The following is a 21317-nucleotide window of genomic DNA, read 5'->3' as shown; positions in this document are numbered from 1 at the left end:
ACAGTCCCTTTAAAGGGGTTATCATGCCTCAAAATAAGAAGTCTGAGACGGGAGTTAAAAAGACCTTTTTAGCCCCTTCCATCTCTCTTCCCAAAGGTGGAGGGGCGATTCGGGGTATTGACGAAAAGTTCTCCGTTAACCCTGCCACGGGCACTGCTTCGGTTTCCATTCCTGTACCGGTAAGCTCCAGACGTTCCGGATTTACTCCCCAACTCTCACTAACTTATGATTCCGGCTCCGGAAACGGCCCTTTCGGTTTCGGCTGGAGCCTTTCCCTGCCATCAATCACCCGCAAAACCGATAAGGGGCTGCCTCACTATGACGACGCGAACGAATCGGATGTATTCATCCTCTCAGGAGCCGAAGACCTTGTGCCTGTTCTGGATGAGGATGGCAAGATCTTGGAAGAAATCAGAACCGTTAACGGGGTTGAGTATGCCGTCCGCTATTACCGTCCTCGCATTGAAGGTCTTTTCACCCGGATTGAGCGCTGGAGCCGCACCTCAGACGGAGAGATTCACTGGCGCTCTATATCAAAGGACAACATACTCACAATTTACGGAAGAGATGAAAACTCCCGTATTGCAGACCCGGAAGACCCGAATCGCATCTTTTCCTGGCTCATTTCAGAAACAAGGGATGACAGGGGCAATGCCATAATCTATGAATACAAGCCCGAAGATTCGGAGGGTGTAAATACCCATCTTCTTCACGAAAGAAATCGCACTGAAAAAGGCAGATCAGCAAACAGGTACATAAAGCGGATAAAGTACGGTAACAGAACACCTCTGCTTGATGCAGAAGGAAGAAGACCAGCATTTTTGACCCGGGAGCAGATTGACAGTGCCGGCTGGATGTTTGAGATCGTCTTTGATTATGGGGAGCATGAAGAAAGGTTTCCGAGACCAGAAGAAGATAAGCCCTGGCCTGTAAGACCCGACCCCTTCTCCACCTACAAGTCCGGTTTTGAGGTGCGAACCTACCGTCTCTGTCAGCGCGTCCTGATGTTTCATCATATTCCGGGAGAAGAGGGCTATGACGGTCTTGTTCGGTCCCTTGATTTTACCTATTCCTATGAAGAAGACCCATTTAGTGCGGAAAATCCTGTTTACTCCTTTCTCTCAAAGATCACCCAGAAAGGATACAAACGTAGCGAGAGCGGTTACACAGAGAAAAGCTATCCCCCTCTTGAATTTGAATACAGCAGACCAGAAATCCAGGAGAGGGTGGAGGAGGTTGAGCCTGAAAGCCTGGAGAACCTGCCGGGTGGACTGGACGAACCTCTCTATCACTGGCTCGACCTTCACGGAGAAGGTGTTCCCGGAATCCTTACAGAGCAGGGAGGAGCGTGGTTTTACAAGAGGAACTTAAGCCCGGTAAACGAGAGAATTGAAAACGGCCATAAATTTTTGAAGGCAAAGTTTGCGCCGGTTGAACAGGTTTCCGTAAAGCCCTCAGCTGTCAGAAGTGCTCAATTCATGGATCTTGCCGGGGATGGCCAGATTGATCTGGTCTCGTTTGAGGAATCCCTTCCTGGTTTTTACGAACACGATGAAAAGGAAGGGTGGAAGCCTTTTAACTCCTTCAGTTCAAGGCTTCATCAGGCGATTCATGACCCAAACGCGCGTTTCATCGACCTTGACGGAGACGGACGAGCCGACCTCCTGATAACCGAAGAGGATGCCTTTGTATGGTATCGCTCCCTTGGTGAGGTGGGTTTTGCACCGGCAGAAAGAGTATCAAAGGCTCTTGATGAGGAAAAGGGCCCGCGCATAGTCTTTGCCGATAAAACTCAAACTATTTTCCTTGCAGACATGTCTGGAGATGGGCTTGCGGACATTGTGCGCATCAGAAACGGTGAGGTGTGCTACTGGCCCAATCTTGGCTTTGGGAGGTTCGGGGCAAAGGTTACCATGGAAAACTCCCCCTGGTTTGACAACCCCGATCAGTTTGACCCCTCCCGCATCCGGCTTGCGGATGTGGATGGCTCCGGCACAACGGATATCATCTATCTTCACCGGGATGACGTGAGGATTTACTTCAACCAGTCAGGAAACGGCTGGAGCAAGCCAAAGGTTCTGAACATTTTTCCACCATCTGACAATCTTTCCGATGTTCAGGTCATAGACTTACTTGGAAACGGCACCGCCTGTATTGTCTGGTCATCTCCTCTTCCGGGATATTCCCGCATCGTGAGATATGTCCCTCTTATGGGTGCGGAAAAACCCCACCTCCTTGTGGGAATAAGGAATAACCTCGGGGCGGAGACGAGGATCTACTATGCCCCTTCCACAAAATTTTATCTTCAGGACAGGCTTTCCGGAAAACCCTGGATCACAAAGCTTCCCTTCCCGGTCCATGTGGTTGAAAGGGTGGAAACCTACGACCACATAAGCAGAAACCGCTTTGTCACCCGCTACGCCTATCACCACGGCTACTTTGACGGTCATGAGAGGGAATTTCGTGGTTTTGGCATGGTGGAAAGATGGGACACCGAAGAATTTGGAGCCTTTGAAGGAGCGTTTCCTTCGGGCAACAACTGGGAGGAATCCTCACACATACCGCCTGTACTGACAAAAACATGGTTTCACACAGGAGCTTATATAAACCACGAAAGAATTTCCCGTTATTACGAGGATGAATACTACAGAGAGCCAGGGTTAAGTGAAGAAGAAGTAAAAGAGTTACTTTTGCCTGATACGGTGCTTCCTAAAGAGCTAACTCCTGAAGAGGAGAGAGAAGCATGCAGGGCACTCAAGGGGAGGATGCTAAGACAGGAGGTCTATGCCCTTGATGGAACGGAGAAGGAAAAGCACCCCTACACCGTGGTGGAGCAGAATTTTGCCATAAAGGTCCTTCAGAGAAGAGGGGAGAACCGCCATGCGGTCTTTTTTGTCCACCCGAAGGAGACCATCACCTATCATTATGAAAGAAACCCGTCTGATCCCCGCATTCAGCACTCCATCACCCTTGAGGTGGACGATTTTGGTAATGTTTTAAAAGAAGTTGCCATTGCCTACGGTAGGAAGCAGCCACCAGAGGAACTGGAAGAAAAAGAAAGAGAAAAGCAGACAAAGACCCTCATCACCTATACCGAAAATCTCTACACCAATGCCGTTGATGAGGAAAACGATTACCGCGCACCCCTTCCTGCTGAAACCAGAACCTACGAACTCATCGGTTATACACCTTCCGGTCCTGCTGAAAGGTTTCAGGCAGAAGACTTTGTAGCCTCTGACGGCAACGCCTTGCATCTGATATACGACTCCGAGATACCCTACGAGGAAACGCCAACCGGGGGAAGACAGCGCAGGCTCATAGAGTACCATAAAACACTTTACCGCCGAAACGACCTTGCCGGTCTTTTGCCCTTGGGAAGGCTTGAATCCCTCGCCCTTCCGGGAGAGACCTACACCCTTGCCTTTACACCCGGCCTTATAGAAAAGGTCTTTAAGAAGAATGGTGAATTGCTTATCCAGAACCCCTCTGAACTTCTTGAAGGCAAGGGAGAGGACAGAGGCGGTTATATCTTCATGGACGGTTGCTGGTGGATTCCTTCGGGAAAAGTCTTTTATTCCCCGAATCCAGAGGATACGCCAGAAAAGGAGCTTGCCGAAGCTCTTGCCCACTTTTTCCTCCCCCGCAGGTTTGAAGACCCCTTCGGAAACAGCACCACGGTGACCTACGATGATTACGACCTGCTTTTGCTTGAGACCTGCGATGCCCTTGGCAATAAAACCACTGCAGGGGAAAGGGACAGGGAAGGGAACATAATCCGTAATGGAAATGATTACAGGGTTCTTCAGCCCTGGCTTGTGAGTGATGCCAACAGAAACCGCACCGCCGTTGCCTTTGACGCCCTGGGAATGGTGGTAGGGCAGGCGGTTATGGGCAAGCCGGAAGAAGACCTCGGGGATTCTCTTGAAGGCTTTGAGCCTGACCTTGATGAAGAAACCATACTTGAGTATATAAATAACCCCTTCAGCAATCCCCATGCCCTGCTCAAGAAGGCAACCAGCCGGTTCATTTACGACCTTTTTGCATATCTGCGCACAAAGGACGATGAGCCTCAGCCAGCGGTCTCAGCCACCATCACCAGAGAGACCCATGAAAGCGAGCTTTCTTCGGGTGAGAAAACGAAACTTCAGCTTAGTTTTTCCTATTCTGACGGTTTTGGAAGGATAATTCAGAAGAAGATACAGGCTGAACCCGGTCCTGTTCCGAAAAGGGATGAGGCGGGAAGGATTGTTACCGGAGCTGACGGTCAGCCGGAGATGACCGACCATAGCGTTGAGCACAGATGGGTAGGAACAGGATGGGTTGTTTTCAACAACAAGGGAAAGCCTGTGCGAAAGTTTGAGCCGTTCTTCACCGACACCCATCTCTTTGAATTTGATGCAAGTATCGGTGTGAGTCCTGTCCTTTTCTATGACCCTCTGGGAAGAGTCGTGGCAACACTCCATCCGGACCACACTTGGGAAAAGGTGGTCTTTGATCCCTGGAGGCAGGAGAGCTGGGATGTAAACGATACCGTTCTCACAAATCCCCTGAATGACCCGGATGTAAGGGGCTTTTTTGAAAGGCTTCCCGAGGAGATGTTCCTTCCCACATGGTATCAGCTGCGAAAAAATCAGCAGTATTCATCCCTCTTTGAGGCACGCTATCCTGAGGCAGAAGCCAGAATCAGGGAGATTCAGGCGGCGGAGAAAACAGAGCTTCATGCGGGAACTCCTGCTGTTTCATATTTTGATGTTCTCGGCAGGGTATTCCTTACGGTTTCTCACAACAGGTTCAAAGCCCCGGATGGAACAGTAAGGGATAAGAAATACAGAACCCTTACCGAGTTTGACATAGAGGGAAATGTGCTTGGGGTCATAGATGCAAAGGGAAGAACCGTTATGCGCTACAGCTACCACATGGCAGGACCTGAGGAGGATGAGGACGAAGAACGAAGGGATGCGCATCTCATCCATCAGGCAAGCATGGAAGCAGGTGAGCGCTGGATTCTTCCCGATGTTGAAGGAAATCCCATCCGCATCTGGGACAGCAGGGGATTTGTCCGCAGAATCTGCTACGATGAGCTCAGAAGACAAACGCATCTTTATGTTGCAAAGGATGGAGTTGAATATCTCGTTGAGCGCACGGTTTATGGCGAAGAGCAGGGGGAGGCAAACAACCTCCGCACAAGGGTTTACAAACAGTATGACCAGGCAGGGGTCGTAACGAACCGGGCGTATGACTTTAAGGGCAACCTGATCCAGAGCGAAAGAAAACTTGCGGTTGAATACAGAGAGACAGTTGACTGGAATGGAGAGGTTCAGTTAGAGGAAGAGACTTTTGAAACCTTCACAGAATACGATGCCCTGAACCGGGCAATCAGAATCACAACCCCTGATGGAAGCATTACCTATCCGGGCTACAACGAGGCGAATCTGCTGGAAAAGGTAGAAGTAAGGCTTCGTGATGAAGAAGAAAAGAAAGTTTTTGTAAAGAATATCAACTACAATGCAAAGGGGCAGAGGGAGCGGATAGAATACGGAAACGGTGCAGTAACCCTTTACGAATACGATTCCCTCACCTTCAGGCTCAGGCATCTGAAAACAGCCCGGAGCGGAAAGGTATTTCAGGACCTCTATTATACCTATGACCCGGCAGGAAACATAACCCACATAAGGGATGATGCCCAGCAGAGGATTTACTTCAGAAACTCCGTTGTAAGGCCCGATGCAGAATACACCTACGATGCCCTCTACAGGCTTGTGGAGGCAAATGGGAGAGAGCATATAGGTCAGGCTGGAGTGCCCGCTCCTTCTTCATGGGACGACAGGTTCCGCGTAAAGCTTGCACATCCCAATGACGGAAATGCCATGCGAAGATACACCGAGCAGTATGAATACGACGAGGTGGGAAACATTCTGCGCATGATACATAAGGCGAACAGCAACGGAAGCTGGACCAGGGAATATTTTTATGAAGAAGAAAGCCTGCTTGAGCCTGATAGATTCAGCAACCGGCTTTCGAGAACAGAGGTTGGGGAAAGGGTGGAAAGATACACCCACGATGAGCACGGAAACATGACCTCAATGCCCCACTTAAGCCTGATGGAATGGGACTATGAGGACAGGCTTAAGGCTACATCAAGGCAGGTTAGAAGCGATGGAGGAACGCCTGAGACAACCTATTACGTTTACAACAGCGATGGAGAGAGGATAAGGAAGGTCACGGAGCGCCAGGCCTCTCCCGGAAGTTCACCAACCCGCATGAAGGAAAGAATTTACCTCAATGGATTCGAGATTTACAGGGAATACGCTGGAGATGGCAGCATAACTCTTGAGCGGGAGACCCTGCATGTGATGGATGACAGGCAGCGCATAGCCCTTGTTGAAACCAGGACAAGGGGGACGGATCAGGCACCAGAAAGGCTCATCCGCTACCAGATTGCGAATCACTTAGGCTCTTCTGTCCTTGAGCTTGATGATGAGGCAAGGGTTATATCGTACGAAGAATACTACCCTTACGGTGCCACCTCCTATCAGGCGGTAAGGAGTCAGACCGAAACCCCCAAACGCTACAGATACACGGGCATGGAAAGGGACGAAGAAAGCGGGCTCAACTACCATACCGCAAGGTATTACGCAACATGGCTCGGCAGGTGGGTGAGCTGTGATCCAGAGGGGCTGGTGGATGGAGTGAATGTTTACTGGTATGTTCGAAATAATCCCATGGCGTTTAATGATAAAATAGGACATCAAGCCCAGCAAAATCAAGTGCGTCAAGAATTCATTCAAGAGATTATTCATTTCTTTAATTCCGCAACACTTTTTTTCAGATCTCCATATGTACGACTTACGCACGAAAGGTTTGCAAGGATAATTACTAACTGGTACAGAATAATAGAAAGGGTTCCTGTAGCGGATCAAAACTTGCAACGTCAATTACAAAGGAAATATATACTCGCTATACGTATGTTGATTAGAAGAGCGGCAAATACTTTTAAAATGAATGAGAATGAACTATATCGTCAATATAGCGCTCTTATTCCCATGTGGGCGTGGCCAATACCTCATCGTCGGATACAAGGTATTTCAACACCTATTCCACAGGGTGCACTGGTAAGAAGAAATAGAAACGCAGAGTTACAAATCAATGGAGTAAGGATAATAATCAGACAGGATGCAGTTGACTTTAGGCTTATAAATAGAGCAGAGACAAGGTTCCAAGTCAATTACCGTATCAATTTCAGGTATCTTAGAAATAACGGTATAAGAATAATTACATGGTGGCAGCCTCAAATTACTGTAACAATACAAACTTTCTATGGGAGAAATGTTAACGCTCAATCTCCTTCAGCCTATGGAAGAGGAACAACACAAGAAGATGTTACTGGAGGTCAAAGAAGTTTAGGTTTTCACGAAGGTAGCCATGGTCTTGCTATTCTTGAGTTTATTAGAACTAATCCACCTCCTCAATTTAGAGGTAGGGTCGGGATGAACCTACAAGATTTTCAACGCGAAGTGAATAACTGGATTAATGCTATGGGAAGATGGGAGATGAGATTAAATGAGTTTCAGAGAGAGGTTGTTGATTGTGTCGGGAGAACAATTGACCAAGTCAGAAACATGAATATATGTAGATAAATCCAAATATAATGGAGGTACGCCATGAACCCAATAACATATCCCCTTAAACCCCGGACAAGGGGAAGGAAGGTGGCAGACCTGCAGGAGGCACTCCTGCAGTTGATTGAGGTAAAAAGGGAGGTATTTGCCCTGCCCGCAAGGCCTCCGATTCCACCGCCTGTGGTTCGTCCGCGGTTTAGCGTGCCGCCTCATCCGGTGGACTGGGAAAGGATTAAAGAAGAGCTAAAAAAAGAAAAATCAAGGCAGTATTACGGAAAGACAACGAAGCTCCTCGTTTCCGCCTTTCAAAAAAGACACCACCTTGAACCCACAGGTGAGGTGGACGAAAAAACCGCAAATGCCCTGAACAGGGCACTAAAAGAACTCGGTCTTTTGGAGACCAAGGAGGAGAGAAAGATGGTGGAAGTATATGGAAAGATAATTTTGGAGGATGGAAGACCTGCGGGTAACATCCCCTTGAGGTTTTACAGATACCTCTTTGGGGAATCCGTAAAAATTGGTGAAACAAAGACCAATGAAAAAGGGAACTACCGCATAACGCTTGAAAAGGATAACAGGGCTCTCATTGTTGAAGTAAAAACGGCCAAAGATAATAAAGAAATATCCCTTTCAAAGCCCATCACCCTCCCTGAAAAAGAAAAGGTTGAAATAAACCTGGTTGCCCCTTCAAATCTTCTGCCCCTTGAGCCTGAGTTTTCCCGTCTGCACAGGGCAATCAGGGCCCTTGAAATAGACTTAAAAAATCTGAAAGATGCCAGAGAGGACGAAGAAAGGCAGGATTTAAGCTTTTTAAGCCATTCAACAGGCTGGGATGCAAGGCTCATTGCTCTGGCAGCAGATGCGCAGAAGATAAGCGAAGAACTGAGGCTTTCAGAAGATGTGGAAAAGGTCTATGCCCTTTTGAGAACGGGTCTTCCCAGGGATAAAGAACTTCTTGTTCAGCTGAGTGCGCATACCGTGGAAAAGGCGCTTAAGAAGGCAAAGGAGGCAAACATCGTAAAACTTTCTGATAGAGAAATTGCAGAATTTAAAAAGAGATTTTCAGAAATTGCAGCAGAAGAGAGACTTAAGGTTCGGATACCCGGCTCAGGGGCAACCTTTGGAGAATTCGTAAGCGAGGTGATAGCGGATAGAGAAAGGCAGAAAATATTTATCTCACTCATCTTTGAGCACAAAGGGGATGAAGAATCTCTCTGGAAGAGGGCTGAAAAAGCAGGATTCAGGAAAGAGGAGATTCAGAAGCTAAAACTTCAGGGAAAGCTTGCCTTTCTTACGGCAAACAGCCATCCCCTTGTTTCTCATCTCATGAAAGAGGTTGAAGACCCCGAAGAGCTTGTTGAAAAGGATTTTTATAAGCCAGGAGAATGGGAAGAAACAATCCGTGATTTAGCCCAGAACAATGAAGAAATAGAAAAGATAATTCCACCAATTTATGAAGGAAAAACCGAAGAGAAACTCAGGGCCTATGCCAAGGACCTGGCCTTAAAGATAAGGCGGAGCTATCCCACCCAGGTTGTGGCAAGGATGATCGAGGTAAAGCCGGAACACTTTGGGGTGAAGAATGACTCACTTCCTGAAACGCTGAGGCAATTGGCCAAAAAAGGATTCCGTATAGGCCAGACTCCTATTGAAACCTTCATGAAACAGGATGGAAACCTGAGAAAACAGATTGAAGAAGTTAAACCACAAATCAAGGAGCTGCACCGGGTCTATCAGATCACGCCAACAGACGAGGCCATGCCTGTGCTCTACAACCTGGATATGACCTCTGCCCGAGCGGTAACAGCCATCCCTGAAGAAGAGTTTGTTAAAAGGTTTGAAGCGGAATACAAGAAAGTACACAACGACAAGCCTCCAAAAAATGTGGCAAGGCTTGTTTACAGGAAGGCGGAGCAGGTGGAAAGCACTGTCTTGAACCTTGCCACCACCGCTCGCTGGCTTGGAAGCCTTCCACCCATACATGTTCTTCCGAATTTCGGTGAAGCCAGGGATAAGGCTATCAAAGAACTTCCAACCTTGGAGAAGCTCTTCGGCTCCCTTGACTTCTGCGAGTGCGAGCACTGCCATTCTGTTCTGAGCCCTGCTGCCTACCTTGTGGATCTTCTTCATTCACTTGAACGGTGGGGAGAAACCGTTAAGAATGGCAAAAAGCCCTACGATGTTCTTACCGAACGTCGTCCGGACATTCCCCACATCCCGCTTACCTGCGAAAACACCTATACCACCATGCCCTACATAGACATAGTAAACGAGATACTGGAATACTGGGTTGTCCACAACAGGCTTGATGAAGGTGCTGCTCATGATACGGGAAAGGCAACCTCCGAAGAGCTTATTGCCGAACCCCAGTATATAGAACCGAAGGCTTACGAGATCCTTCAAGACCAGCGCTATCCCTTAAATCTCCCCTTTGACCTCTGGATAGAGACAGCAAGAGAGTTCTGCAACTACTTTGAAATTCCCCTGTGGAGGCTTCTGGAGGTATTCAGACCAACTAATGAACTCTTTGATCAGACAAAAGCGTACGACTATTCAAAGATCTTTATGGAACAGCTTGGCCTTTCCCCTTCAGAATTTGAGCTCTTCACAGATGAAAACCTCCTTAACACCTGGTATGAGCTTTACGGATACGAAAATGAAAGTGAAGCCTGGAAGGACCTCTCCGGTGATGAGAACCACGGTTCACCCAAACCGCTCTGCGCCAAAACCTTAGCCCGCAGGCTCGGTGTAACCTACAAAGAGCTTGTGGAGATTCTCAAGACATGGTTTGTCAATCCCAGGCTCAATGAAAACCCTGTCTTGCCAAGAGTTGGTGTCAGCATCCACGACATTCCCTTTTACGATATACCCAGGGTTTTTCCCCCTATCGGCATAAGAAATCTGTATCTCTGGACAGAACACAGATCACTTATCGAAAGGGAACCAGGAACCCTCACGAATGTAGAAGAGAAGCTCCGCAGAAGAATAAAGCCTGTGGATAGGTTTGTCAGGGATTTCTTGCCACACATACCGGACTTGGACCTGCCGGGTTTCATTGATGTAATAAAGCCGGATGTTGAAAAGACCATCGTCTTGGCTGATGAAGAGGCAACCTGTGATTTTGGAAAGACAAAGGTAATGTATGCAGACGGCACCCCCCTCAAGCCAGTTGATCTCATAAAAATCAATCTCTTTGTCAGGCTGTGGAAAAAACTCGGCTGGAGCATAGAGGAGCTTGACCAGGCCTTAAAGATCTTTATTCCCAAAAATGTGCCCTTTAATGAAGCACATATTTCTCAAAAGCCGCTAAAAACCGCCTTAATCTACCTTGCCCATCTAAAAGCCTTAGAAGAAAAACTGAACCTTGGAAAAGATGAACGCATCAAGATTCTTACCCTCTGGTCGGACATACCCACAGCCGGTGAGCACTCCCTTTATGCAGAGCTCTTCCTGAAACCCGATATTGTAAATACATACCCGGTATTTGACCATCCCCTTGGGCATTATCTGCAGGGAGATGTTATACATCCCCTTAGGCCTTATCTGCCCGCTCTTCAGGCAGCCTTAGGGCTTACCGCAGAGGAGATAGGGCTTATCCTTGAAGATAACGACCTTGATAATGCTTTCCTTACCCTGAGCACTGTTTCCCTCCTTTACCGTTACGGGCTCCTCGCAAAGGCTTTGAGGATTTCGGTAAGCGAACTCATTTCCCTGAAAAAGCTTTCGGGAATAGACCCCTTCATGTCAATTTCTGAAAATGCGCTTAACTCTCTTGAAGAAGATGCCCCTTACCAGACCATCAGGTTCATTGAGATGGTTGAGAGGGTAAAGGAGAGCGGATTCAAGGTGGAGGATCTGAACTACCTCTTCCTCCACCAGTTTGACCCCACGGGAAAATACCGTCCAGATAAGGCAGGAACAAGGCTTTTCTTAAAGACAATTGCAGATGGAATTCGTTCCATAAGGGCAGAACATGCTGCCCCCGATGACCCGTCCACTTTAAGTGAAGATGTCCTCAGGCAGAAGCTTGGACTGATTCTGCCTCCGGATGTGGTTGACCGCTTCTTAGCTATGCTTGCGGGAAGGGCAGAGTTTACCGCAATAATAAAGACGAATGGAGACAACAAACTTGATCCGGAAACCTTTAAGGATGAGCCTTCCATCATTGATGTTTCTTATGACAGCGTAAAGGGAGAGCAGAGACTTACCTATAGGGGTGTGCTTTTTGAGGATTCTAAAGCTGAGCTTATAGCTAAATTTGAAAATAAACTAACAGACATACAAAAGAACATCTTTTCCCAATTACTTAACGACATCCAGAATCAGGCAAAGGATTTCTTTGATACATGGCTTAAACGCTCAGGGGATGAGGAAATTCCCACAACGGGTTTCTTTGAAGAGGGGGATTACGGATGGCTGTTCGGCTTGCCATTCAAAAAGAACTGGTCAGAGGTCCAGTCAGATTTAGAAAGCATAGACGATTCACATGTAGATGTTCCGGTAAGTATCAAGGCTCTACTTGAAAAAAGGAATATTTCTCTTAATGATACAGCAAAAATAGAGAAGGTAGAGGATAATCTCTGGCAGATTCAGGACAATGGCAGAATTCTGAGAATTCGTAAGTTAGATGAAGAGGTTGACTTTACTTTTGACAGGAAAAAACTCATTGCAGAAACATTCTTCCCTTATCTTCAGGCAAGGCTGATAAAAGACCTGGTAGTAAAGAGCCTGGCGGAAAAAACAGGAGCTGATTCCTCCCTTGTAGAAATGCTTGTAACAGATGAAAATATGCTTTCACTTTCCGATAGCAAAAGCCTTCTTGATAACTTCGTTTCCTCTGCAGAAAAAGGAATCACAGCCATCGTGGATTCAACCACGAAGCTTGTGGATGATGCTGATACTGCCCTGACAGATACTCAGGCAGGAAGTGCAAGATTTGAGTGCTACATCGTTTTCCCAACGCCCGGACCTTACAGATTCTATATTGAGGCGGATGAAGGGGTTAAATATGAACTGAGGTTTGACCATCTATCCAAACCACTTCTCTCAAATATGGATTCAGATGGGGAAACTTCTGCATACACCGAATTTAAGGCAAACATCCCTTACAGATTTACCCTTGAACTTGAAAATATTCAGAGCAAAAAGGCCAGACTTCTTGTTCGCGGTGAAAATCTGCCAAAGGGTAGTATCAGCAGGCTTGCCCTCTATCCTGCAAAGGAGATGGATGAAGCGGAAAAAGCATATGTTCTGTTGAGCAAAGCCCTTCAGCTTTTTGCGACCTTTGAGCTTAAAGAAAGGGAAGTTCGCTATCTCCTCACCCATATTGGCAACTTCAGGATGCCTGTAAGTGCCGAAGAGGCATCGGTTGATAAAGCTCAAAAGCTGTTTTCCAAATTCCTTTCCCTTTGCTTGTACAGCAGTTTGAAGAAAGACCTTGCGGGAAATACGGAGGACCTTGTGGATGTGCTTGAGGCAGAGGATAAAGATGCATATCTCAACAGGATTGCTGAACTTACGCGCCGTGACCCTGATGTAGTGAAGCAAACTGCAGATATTCTGTTTGAATCTTCAGATGATGAGACAAACACCTTCCAGAAATTTGACAAATACCTCCAAAGACTAAATAGGCTCTGGGATGCCCTTCAGATTGTCCACCGCTTCGGTGTTTCACCTGAGGAGATTGCAGACTGGAGAGGGATTGCCAGCAGGGATGAAGACCAGAACGAGATTGCAGAGCGGAGAGAAATCGACAGAGATAAAGACCGGGCCCAAATTGCCCAAAGGATTAGAAATGCTATAAAAGCCCGTTTTGAAAGAAGTACATGGCTGAAAGTTATTCAGCCCATTTCTGACCGCCTGCGGAAAAAGAAGAGGGATGCGCTGTCTGCCTATGTGATGCACAAACTTGGCTATGAACGGATTGAACAGCTATACGAGCACTTCCTGATAGACCCGGGCATGGAACCCGTGGTCTGGACCTCAAGGATAAGGCTTGCCATCGCTTCTGTGCAACTATTCATCCAGCGCTGCCTGTTGAATCTTGAAAAGGATGTTCCGGCTTCAGCCATAAACACAAAGGAATGGGAGTGGATGAAGCGATACAGGGTTTGGGAGGCAAACAGAAAGATCTTCCTCTGGCCTGAGAACTGGCTTGAGCCGGAATTCAGGGACGACAAGACCCACCTCTTTCAGGAGCTTGAAGGCACCCTCCTTCAGGGAGATGTATCCGAGGAGCTTGTTGAGGACGCCTTCCTTAACTACCTGAAAAAGCTTGATGAACTGGCAAGGCTTGACATCGTGGCGGCACATATCGAATACAGAGATGATCCCGATAACAACATCCTTCATGTGTTCGGTCGCACCTACAACCAGCCCCACAAATACTTCTACCGCAGGTATCAGCACGGGGAGTGGACTCCCTGGGAGCCTATGAACATCGAAATTCAGGGAGACCACCTTGCACCCGTTGTCTGGCACGACAGGCTCTGGCTCTTCTGGGTAACTTTTATAGAAAAGCCTGTTTCTCCTGGAAATTCGGATGAAAATAAATCTGAAACAATAAGAAATCTGGCTGATAAACCGATTTCAGAAATGTCCGGAAAGAAAGAACTCCACGCCCAGCTCCACTGGAGTATTTATGATAAAGGGAAATGGAGTGCACCGCAGGTGAGTGGGTTTGAGGCTTTGAAGGATGAAAATGACAACCCAGTCAAAATACCACAGGATTTTGATCCAAAAAACATTTTTGTTTGGATTTACAAAGAGGAAAAGAAGGATGAGGAAGGCAATAAAGTGGAAGGTGGTGTGTATGTGAATTTAGGATACTTTCAGAACTCTTTCTATCTGATTAGCCGAAACAGTCCTCCGTCTATTAAGAGAGGTATGGATCTTGTTTTCCCTTACTACAATTTATTCCGTAAAATTCCTTCTCAAACTAAGTGGATGACTAGTGGAGATCTAACTTTAGATCATCCTGAATCTAAAGGCCCTCTTTCTGTCGATATGGTTTATAGTTCTACTCCTATTTTAGATTTGGATAATGATAAAAACTATACTCTTTTATTTTTAAACAATTTAAAACAAGAAGCTTTATTTAGCACCCCCTTCTTCTATCAGGATGACGAGCACACCTTCTTTGTCGAACCGGGATATGAAGAGCCTCAGATACCTGCCTGGGAAAGATGGGTTGAAGGATTGGTCCCTCCCGTGATTGAGAGATTTAGAGACTTAGAAAAAGAGGCGGCCATCAATTCCTTCATTCCTATACCGGAAAAAGCTATACCTCCGATTGATAAACCTCCGATTGATCCCCGAAGTAGATTCAGAATTAAAGAACCTCGCGACTGGTTGATTAAACCGGCTACAGTCCTTGACTTTAGAGGAATACCCATAGGAGAGAGAGGAAAGGTTTTTGCAGAACTGGGAAGAACAGGAATCCGGGAAAGAGGAATTAACCTTATCGGGCATGAAGGATTAATTGGTTCTGGTTTTACTCATTTAAGGAGTCAACTATCAGGAATTGATAGCTAGGCATGGGGCACCCCCGCAGGAGCAAGTTTAGAAGGATCGAAGAATTGATTACGAGTAGAGAGGGCATAGATTACCCGGATCAGTTTGTTAACTACGGCTATCATGGCTTTTTTATAGCTTCTGAACTGGGTGTATTTCCTTCGGAAGTAATGCTGAAAAGTTTTCTCCCACTTGACCGTTCCTACGGCCATCTGGAAGAGGATATTTCGAAGGTAAGGATTTCCCTGTTTGGAGATGTTCATACGGACCTTCCATTTTCCGGATTGTTTGACCACGGGATCTGTTCCGGCATATTTGATCAGTTTTTTGGCGTTACTGAAGCGTTTTATGTTTTCGACTTCGGCCAGGAACCTGGAGGCGAGGTCGCGGGAGATGCCTTTTATGGAGGAGAGGCATTCCAGCTGAGTTTTCATGGTAGTTTCGATCTCCGTCTGGAGGTCTTTTTCCAGTTTTTCGATCATGGATTGGAGGAAGAAGATCTTTTGGATGTAAATTTGGAGGATTTTTTCCAGGCCTTTATGAGAGATCCCCACCGAGTTTTGGGCCACCTGCACGAGGTCTTGAGCGGAGAAGGAAGGTTTACGGCCCGGCAGTCGGGAGAGGATATAGTCTATTTTTCCCCAACCGGCTTTGGCAATTCTTTTAGCGGAGGGGTAGCGGCTGAGGATTTCAAGGAAGGCCCGAGAGAAGACATTGAAGTGTTTTTCGGCTTCGGGGAAAAGGGCGGCGAGGGAGTGTTTGATTTGGGTTTTGGCCTCGGCGATTTCCTGTTTGAGTTTTTGGATTTGTCGGGCCAGGAGTTTGGTTTCGGAGGGGAGGGTAGCTGGTTTAAGGAGGTGGGGATTGGAGAGGGCAAAGAGCGCCAGGAGGAAGGCGTCTTTTTTATCGGACTTAGAGGGGTTGTTAGCGGAGACGAACCGGACGAAGTGATGAACCATTTTAGGGTTGAGGAGGGATACCCGGAAGTCCTGGTCCAGGAGGAAGGCGAGGAGAGGGAGGTGGAAGCGTCCGGAGGATTCAAGGACGATATGGTTTGGGGTATAGGCGGAGAGAGTTTGGAGGAAGTCTTCGAAGCCTTTGGAAGACATGGGGAGGTTTTTGGATACGAGCTTTCCCTTTTGTGGGTGAAGGATACAGAACTGGAAGGAATTTTTGGCGACATCGATACCTATGTAGAACATAGGCTACCTCCTGGGATAAGGTATATGTCCCTCAGCTCCATCCTCCCGTTTGGCAGGGGCTTTTGCGCCCAACCAACCAATTGGGAGTTGAGGGACAGAGGGACAGACTCCTATAGAGGCTTCCAAGCCTACGAAAAATGGAGTCCTTGTCCCTCTATAAACTTTATCTCGGGAATGGATATAACATAATTCATTGCAGGAGGGAGGTAAGATGAGCAGCAAAAATTTTCATAACAATTTGCTTGTAGCACCCATACTTGGGGCGCCAAAATTGGAAAAAAGCACAGAAGCTAAAAAAGTCTGGAAATGCCAGTTCTATCTCCACCAGCACCCCTATGTTCGGAAGCTGATACAGAGACTGATAAGGGGTGGGGTAAAGGGGCTTCTCGATGCTGATACAGATTTTGAAAGGGATAAAGATGGAAAGATCCTCTGGCTCCGAAACGGTGACCCCCGCCCAAAGCTCTATGAGGAGTTTTTTAAGGAGGATTACGGACCCAACGAAAAAGTCGTCAAAAAACCCTATCCCGTAAAGAATCTTGATTTCTCCACAGGCGGTGCTTATTCGGTCTATAACTGGGAGCTCTTCTATCATGTTCCCTTCCTTATAGCCGTTCATTTAAGCAAAAACCAGCGCTTTGCAGAGGCACAGAAATGGTTCCATTACATATTTGACCCCACAGACGACAGTGATGACGAATCTCCTCAACGATTCTGGAAGGTCTATCCCTTCTGGCAGAAGAGAAACCAGCCTAAGGGGATTGTTAAGGTTCTGACCGACCTCTCAAAAGGCAGAGATTCTGAAAACACAGTTAAATCTATTGAAGCCTGGAGGGAAAATCCCTTCCGTCCACATCTGATCGCCCGTTTCAGACAGTGGGCCTACATGTACAAGACTGTCATGGCCTATCTTGACAACCTGATTGCCTGGGGCGATTTCCTCTTCAGGCAGGACACCCCTGAAAGCGTGGATGAGGCAGTCCAGATCTATGTTATGGCGGCAAACATACTCGGCCCAAAGCCTCAGCCTGTACCCAGAAAAGGCACTGTAACTCCAAAAACCTATGCAAGTTTGCAGAAAGAGATGGATGAGTTCAGCAATGCCCTGGTTGAACTTGAGGCAGATATTCCCTTTGTGTTCTTCTCCCCTCAGGATAAAGCAACAGCCACCTCATCCACCACCGTCAAGAACATTGCCAAAACGCTTTATTTCTGCATCCCACCGAATGAGAAGCTCCTTGGCTACTGGGACACGGTTGCCGACAGGTTATTCAAGATAAGAAACAGCCTTGACATCATGGGCAGATTCCGCAGGCTGCCCCTGTTTTCGCCGCCCATTGATCCTGCACTGCTTGCAAGGGCAGCTGCTGCCGGTCTTAATGTGGGAGCAATAATAAGCGGACTTGACCAGCCTCTGCCCCTTGTGCGGTTCAGCTTCCTTGTGCAGAAAGCACTGGAGATAGCCCAGGAGGTAAAATCCCTTGGAAGCCAGCTCCTCTCTGCCATGGAGAAGGAGGATGCTGAGGCGATGGCAATTCTTCGTGCAAAGCATGAGCGTGCTGTGCTGGAGATGGTTGAGCAGGTAAAATACAACCAGCTTCAGGAGGCGATAAAATCAAGAGAGGCACTGGAGAAATCCCTTGCCCTTGCCCTTGCACGCTACATCTACTACGAGCGCCAGCTTGGGAGAAAGGAAAACGAAATTATTGAACAGCTTCAGGATGTAATCAAAGCTTTCGGTGAACTGGACAAGCAGAAACTTGAGAATATGGAGTATTCCCAGGAAGAGCCTGAGATTGAACCGAGAGAGATTGAGGTGGATATTGCCAGGGATATAGCGGGGAGATCAGGAAAAACAGTGATAAGCTCATATGAAGCTAAAGAACTGGAACTTTTGGATGCTGCTCAGGGGCTTCAGGACTTCGCAGCGGTAAATGAAACACTTTCTTCCGTTTTCGCACTCTTACCCACATTCGGTATTTTGACCGCCCCTTTTGGGGCTGGAGCTAAAGCCAAGGTTGCGGGTGGTGAACAACTATCTAAGATGGCCTCTGCAGTGGCTGCTGCTTTTCGCGGTATTGCGGGGAGACTATCCTTCGAAGCCACAATGGCTGCTAAAATCGGCTCCTATGCCCGCCGTGAACAGGAATGGGCGTTCCAGAGTAATCTGGCTGCTGCTGAGATAAATCAGATTTTAAAACAGCTCCGTGCTGCCCAGATAAGGGAAGCCATAGCCGAACAGGAACTCAAAACTCATCGCCTCCAGATGAAGCATGCTGAAGAGATTGAACGCTTCCTAAATCCAGAAGGCACTGAGGAGTATGGCAAGAAAACAAACAAGGCACTTTATGCATGGATGAAGAGGGAGGCAAAGGGACTTTACGCCAGAGCCTTCCAGATGGCCTTTGATGTTGCAAAGAAGGCGGAAAGGGCCCTTCAGCACGAACTGGGGGATACAAACCTGAGCTTTATCAAATACGACTACCTTGCAGGAAAGGAAGGCCTGCTTGCCGGAGAAAAACTATACCTTGACATCAAGCGGATGGAGATGGCCTATCACGAGAACAACCGAAGGGAATATGAACTTACAAAACATGTGAGCCTGCGTGAGGTTGACCCCCTTGCCCTAATCCAGCTCCGAGAAACGGGAAGATGCATCGTGAAGCTTCCAGAAGAACTCTTTGATATGGACGGCCCGGGACATTACTTCCGAAGGATAAAAACCGTAGCGGTAACAATACCGTGCGTGACAGGTCCTTACACAGGCATAAACTGCAAGCTCACCTTGTTAAAAAGCAGCATCCGTAAAAGTCCTGCTATTGATCCAGAATATACCCGTCAGGGACCAGAGGACCCACGCTTTAGTGATTTCCTGGGCAGTCTTGAGTCTGTTGTTGCAAGCAGTGCCCAGAATGACAGTGGACTTTTTGAGACAAACCTTCACGACCAGCGCTATCTCCCCTTTGAGAACTCTGGAGTTATAAGCGAGTGGATGATTGAACTTCCGGCAAATCCTTCTGCAGATGAACCTGCCCAGTTTGACTATAGCACTATCACCGATGTGATTCTGCACATCAGATATACAGCCCGTGATGGAGGAGAGTCTTTACGGAATGCCGCCATGGAGAACTTAAAAAATAAAATACAAGAAGGCACAGCCCCTGGCTGTACCCGCCTGTTTGATATCAGGCACGAATTCCCCTCTGAATGGGCAAGATTTATCTCCCCTCAAAGCAAAACCAACGGATGTTATGAATTATCTCTTAATCTAAAAGAAGAGCACTATCCGTTCTGGAGTAAAGGAAAATTAGGTTCAGTAAAAAGGGCATACATGATAGCCAAAATGGAAGAAAATGATCAAATTACTATATATCCAAACGATTCATGTACTGAAGGAGACAACCTTGAGAAGGATCCCTCCCTCGGGAAACTACTTATTGGTGAGCTGGATAAGGTAAAACCAGAGAGTCCCCTTGGAGAATGGAAAGTCTACTTCAGTACCAACAGACTAGAAGATCTGTGGATTCTGATCGGTTGGAGCACAACGAAGTCATGAAAACATTGAAAAGAGAGAAGCTATGGATATTTTGGTTGTTTCCAAAAAAAACTGATATGCCCCAAAATTTGGACCACCTGAAATGTTAGGGTTTCTACTTAGTGCTGTCATTTTCTAACTCAAGTTTGACAGTCGGAAAGGGCTGGTGAATCTGAAGTGAGCATTTCCGGCCCGAAATAACCCCTAAATGCCCCTCTAATTTCCTCTTTCCACCTACGACTCACTGTCTCCGTTTCTAAGTGTTGTGCTACGCTTCCAAAATTACATCTTGACAAATAAGAAAATTATGCTATTATTTTAGTGCTATGTATATCCGTACCAAAACCTTCAAAAATAAAGACGGGTCCACCAGGACCTACCTCTATATCGTTGAGGGCAAGCGGGTTAACGGAAAAGTGCGCCAGAGGATTGTAGCTAACCTGGGACGGCTGGAAAAACTCCAGGATGGTCAACTGGACAAGCTGATAGAAGGGTTAGCCAAGTTTTCCCGGAGGCAGTGGATAGAGGCTTGCGCCCGTTCCATCGAGGTCAGGCGGGCCAAGGACCTCGGTCCGGCGTTGATCTTTAGAAGACTATGGGAAGATCTTAAGCTTGATAGCATTCTGAAGAAGCTTCTTGCCCAAACCGAGGTTTCCATAGACGTGGAAGAGGCGGTTTTTGCCATGGTTTTGAATAGGCTCTGTGATCCGGCCTCGAAGCTCGGAGTTAGCCGGTGGAAGGAGACGGTATATCGGCGGGAGTTTGAGAGGCTCGAGCTTCATCATTTTTATAGGGCTCTTGATTTTCTGGCGGATCATAAGGACGAAATTGAGGTAGAGCTTTTCGAGAGGATAAAGGATCTTTTCAACTTGGAGCTTGATTTGGTCTTTTGGGACACGACGAGCACGTATTTTGAGGGGAGAGGGGCGGAGGGGTTTTGCGAGTATGGATTTTCGAAGGATCATCGTGCGGACCGGGTGCAGGTGATATTGGGTTTACTTATGACGCGAGAGGGGATGCCGATAGGGCACGAGGTGTGACTCGGCCCTTAAGATTGTGTCGACCTTGGTATCCACCATTATACCTCTTCACTTTCGTAGCGCAAGACGAAAAGCTGGCGCAATTCATACTCCATTGAGGCCACGGTTGGAATAGGCCTCCTTTGCCATTTATCGGCTAAATTTACGGCTTGAACAAACAGGTTGACTTCTAAACATTCCTGGGAAGGAAAATATCCCCCTAGTTCTAACCTCATCAACTCCAGTCCCCGATTCAAACCCTCCACCGGATTGGTGGTATAGATGTGTTTGCGCACTTTTTTAGGATAATTCAAAAATGCCGTATAGTTTGCTGTCTTTTCTCGAATTTCTCTGGCTTTTTTGGGTTTCTCCTTTTCTACTAGATCAGCTATTTCCATAATTATTTCTTCTCCTTCCGAAACACTCTGAG

General features: G+C 47.2%; 6 protein-coding genes. 4 read left to right on the top strand and 2 right to left on the bottom strand.

Annotation, left to right across the window (positions count from 1 at the left end; translation table 11 throughout):
- Positions 1 to 23 precede the first annotated feature (23 nt).
- Together K3767_RS00030 and K3767_RS00025 are read left to right on the top strand one after the other, a co-directional pair.
- A complete protein-coding gene (locus tag K3767_RS00030; protein WP_221171523.1) occupies positions 24 to 7637 on the top strand; it encodes a SpvB/TcaC N-terminal domain-containing protein in 7614 nt (2537 codons plus the stop codon).
- A gap of 72 nt (positions 7638 to 7709) precedes the next feature.
- Entirely contained in the window at positions 7710 to 15152 is a 7443-nt protein-coding gene (locus K3767_RS00025; protein ID WP_221171522.1) for a neuraminidase-like domain-containing protein, read from the top strand.
- Here the strand turns inward: K3767_RS00025 and K3767_RS00020 are convergent.
- Positions 15149 to 16333 (bottom strand): IS110 family transposase, encoded by a 1185-nt coding sequence (locus tag K3767_RS00020; protein WP_221171521.1) that lies wholly within the window; start codon positions 16331 to 16333, stop codon positions 15149 to 15151. The genes K3767_RS00025 and K3767_RS00020 overlap by 4 nt on opposite strands.
- 211 nt (positions 16334 to 16544) lie before the next feature.
- On the opposite strand from K3767_RS00020, the gene K3767_RS00015 reads away from it, so the two are divergent.
- Complete coding sequence (locus tag K3767_RS00015) at positions 16545 to 19889, top strand: hypothetical protein (RefSeq protein ID WP_221171520.1); 3345 nt, start codon at positions 16545 to 16547, stop codon at positions 19887 to 19889.
- Between the two features lie 305 nt (positions 19890 to 20194).
- Positions 20195 to 20908 carry an IS1634 family transposase gene (locus K3767_RS00010; protein ID WP_221171519.1) on the top strand — a complete coding sequence of 238 codons (714 nt, stop codon included), beginning with the start codon at positions 20195 to 20197 and terminating at the stop codon, positions 20906 to 20908.
- A gap of 38 nt (positions 20909 to 20946) precedes the next feature.
- On the opposite strand, the gene K3767_RS00005 is transcribed toward K3767_RS00010, so the two are convergent.
- Positions 20947 to 21317 (bottom strand): transposase (locus tag K3767_RS00005; protein ID WP_221171518.1); only part of this gene is annotated, 371 nt, incomplete at its 5' end.

The organism is Thermosulfurimonas sp. F29, assembly GCF_019688735.1.
Taxonomy (GTDB): domain Bacteria; phylum Desulfobacterota; class Thermodesulfobacteria; order Thermodesulfobacteriales; family Thermodesulfobacteriaceae; genus Thermosulfurimonas_A.
This window is presented reverse-complemented; position numbering and strand designations above follow the sequence as displayed.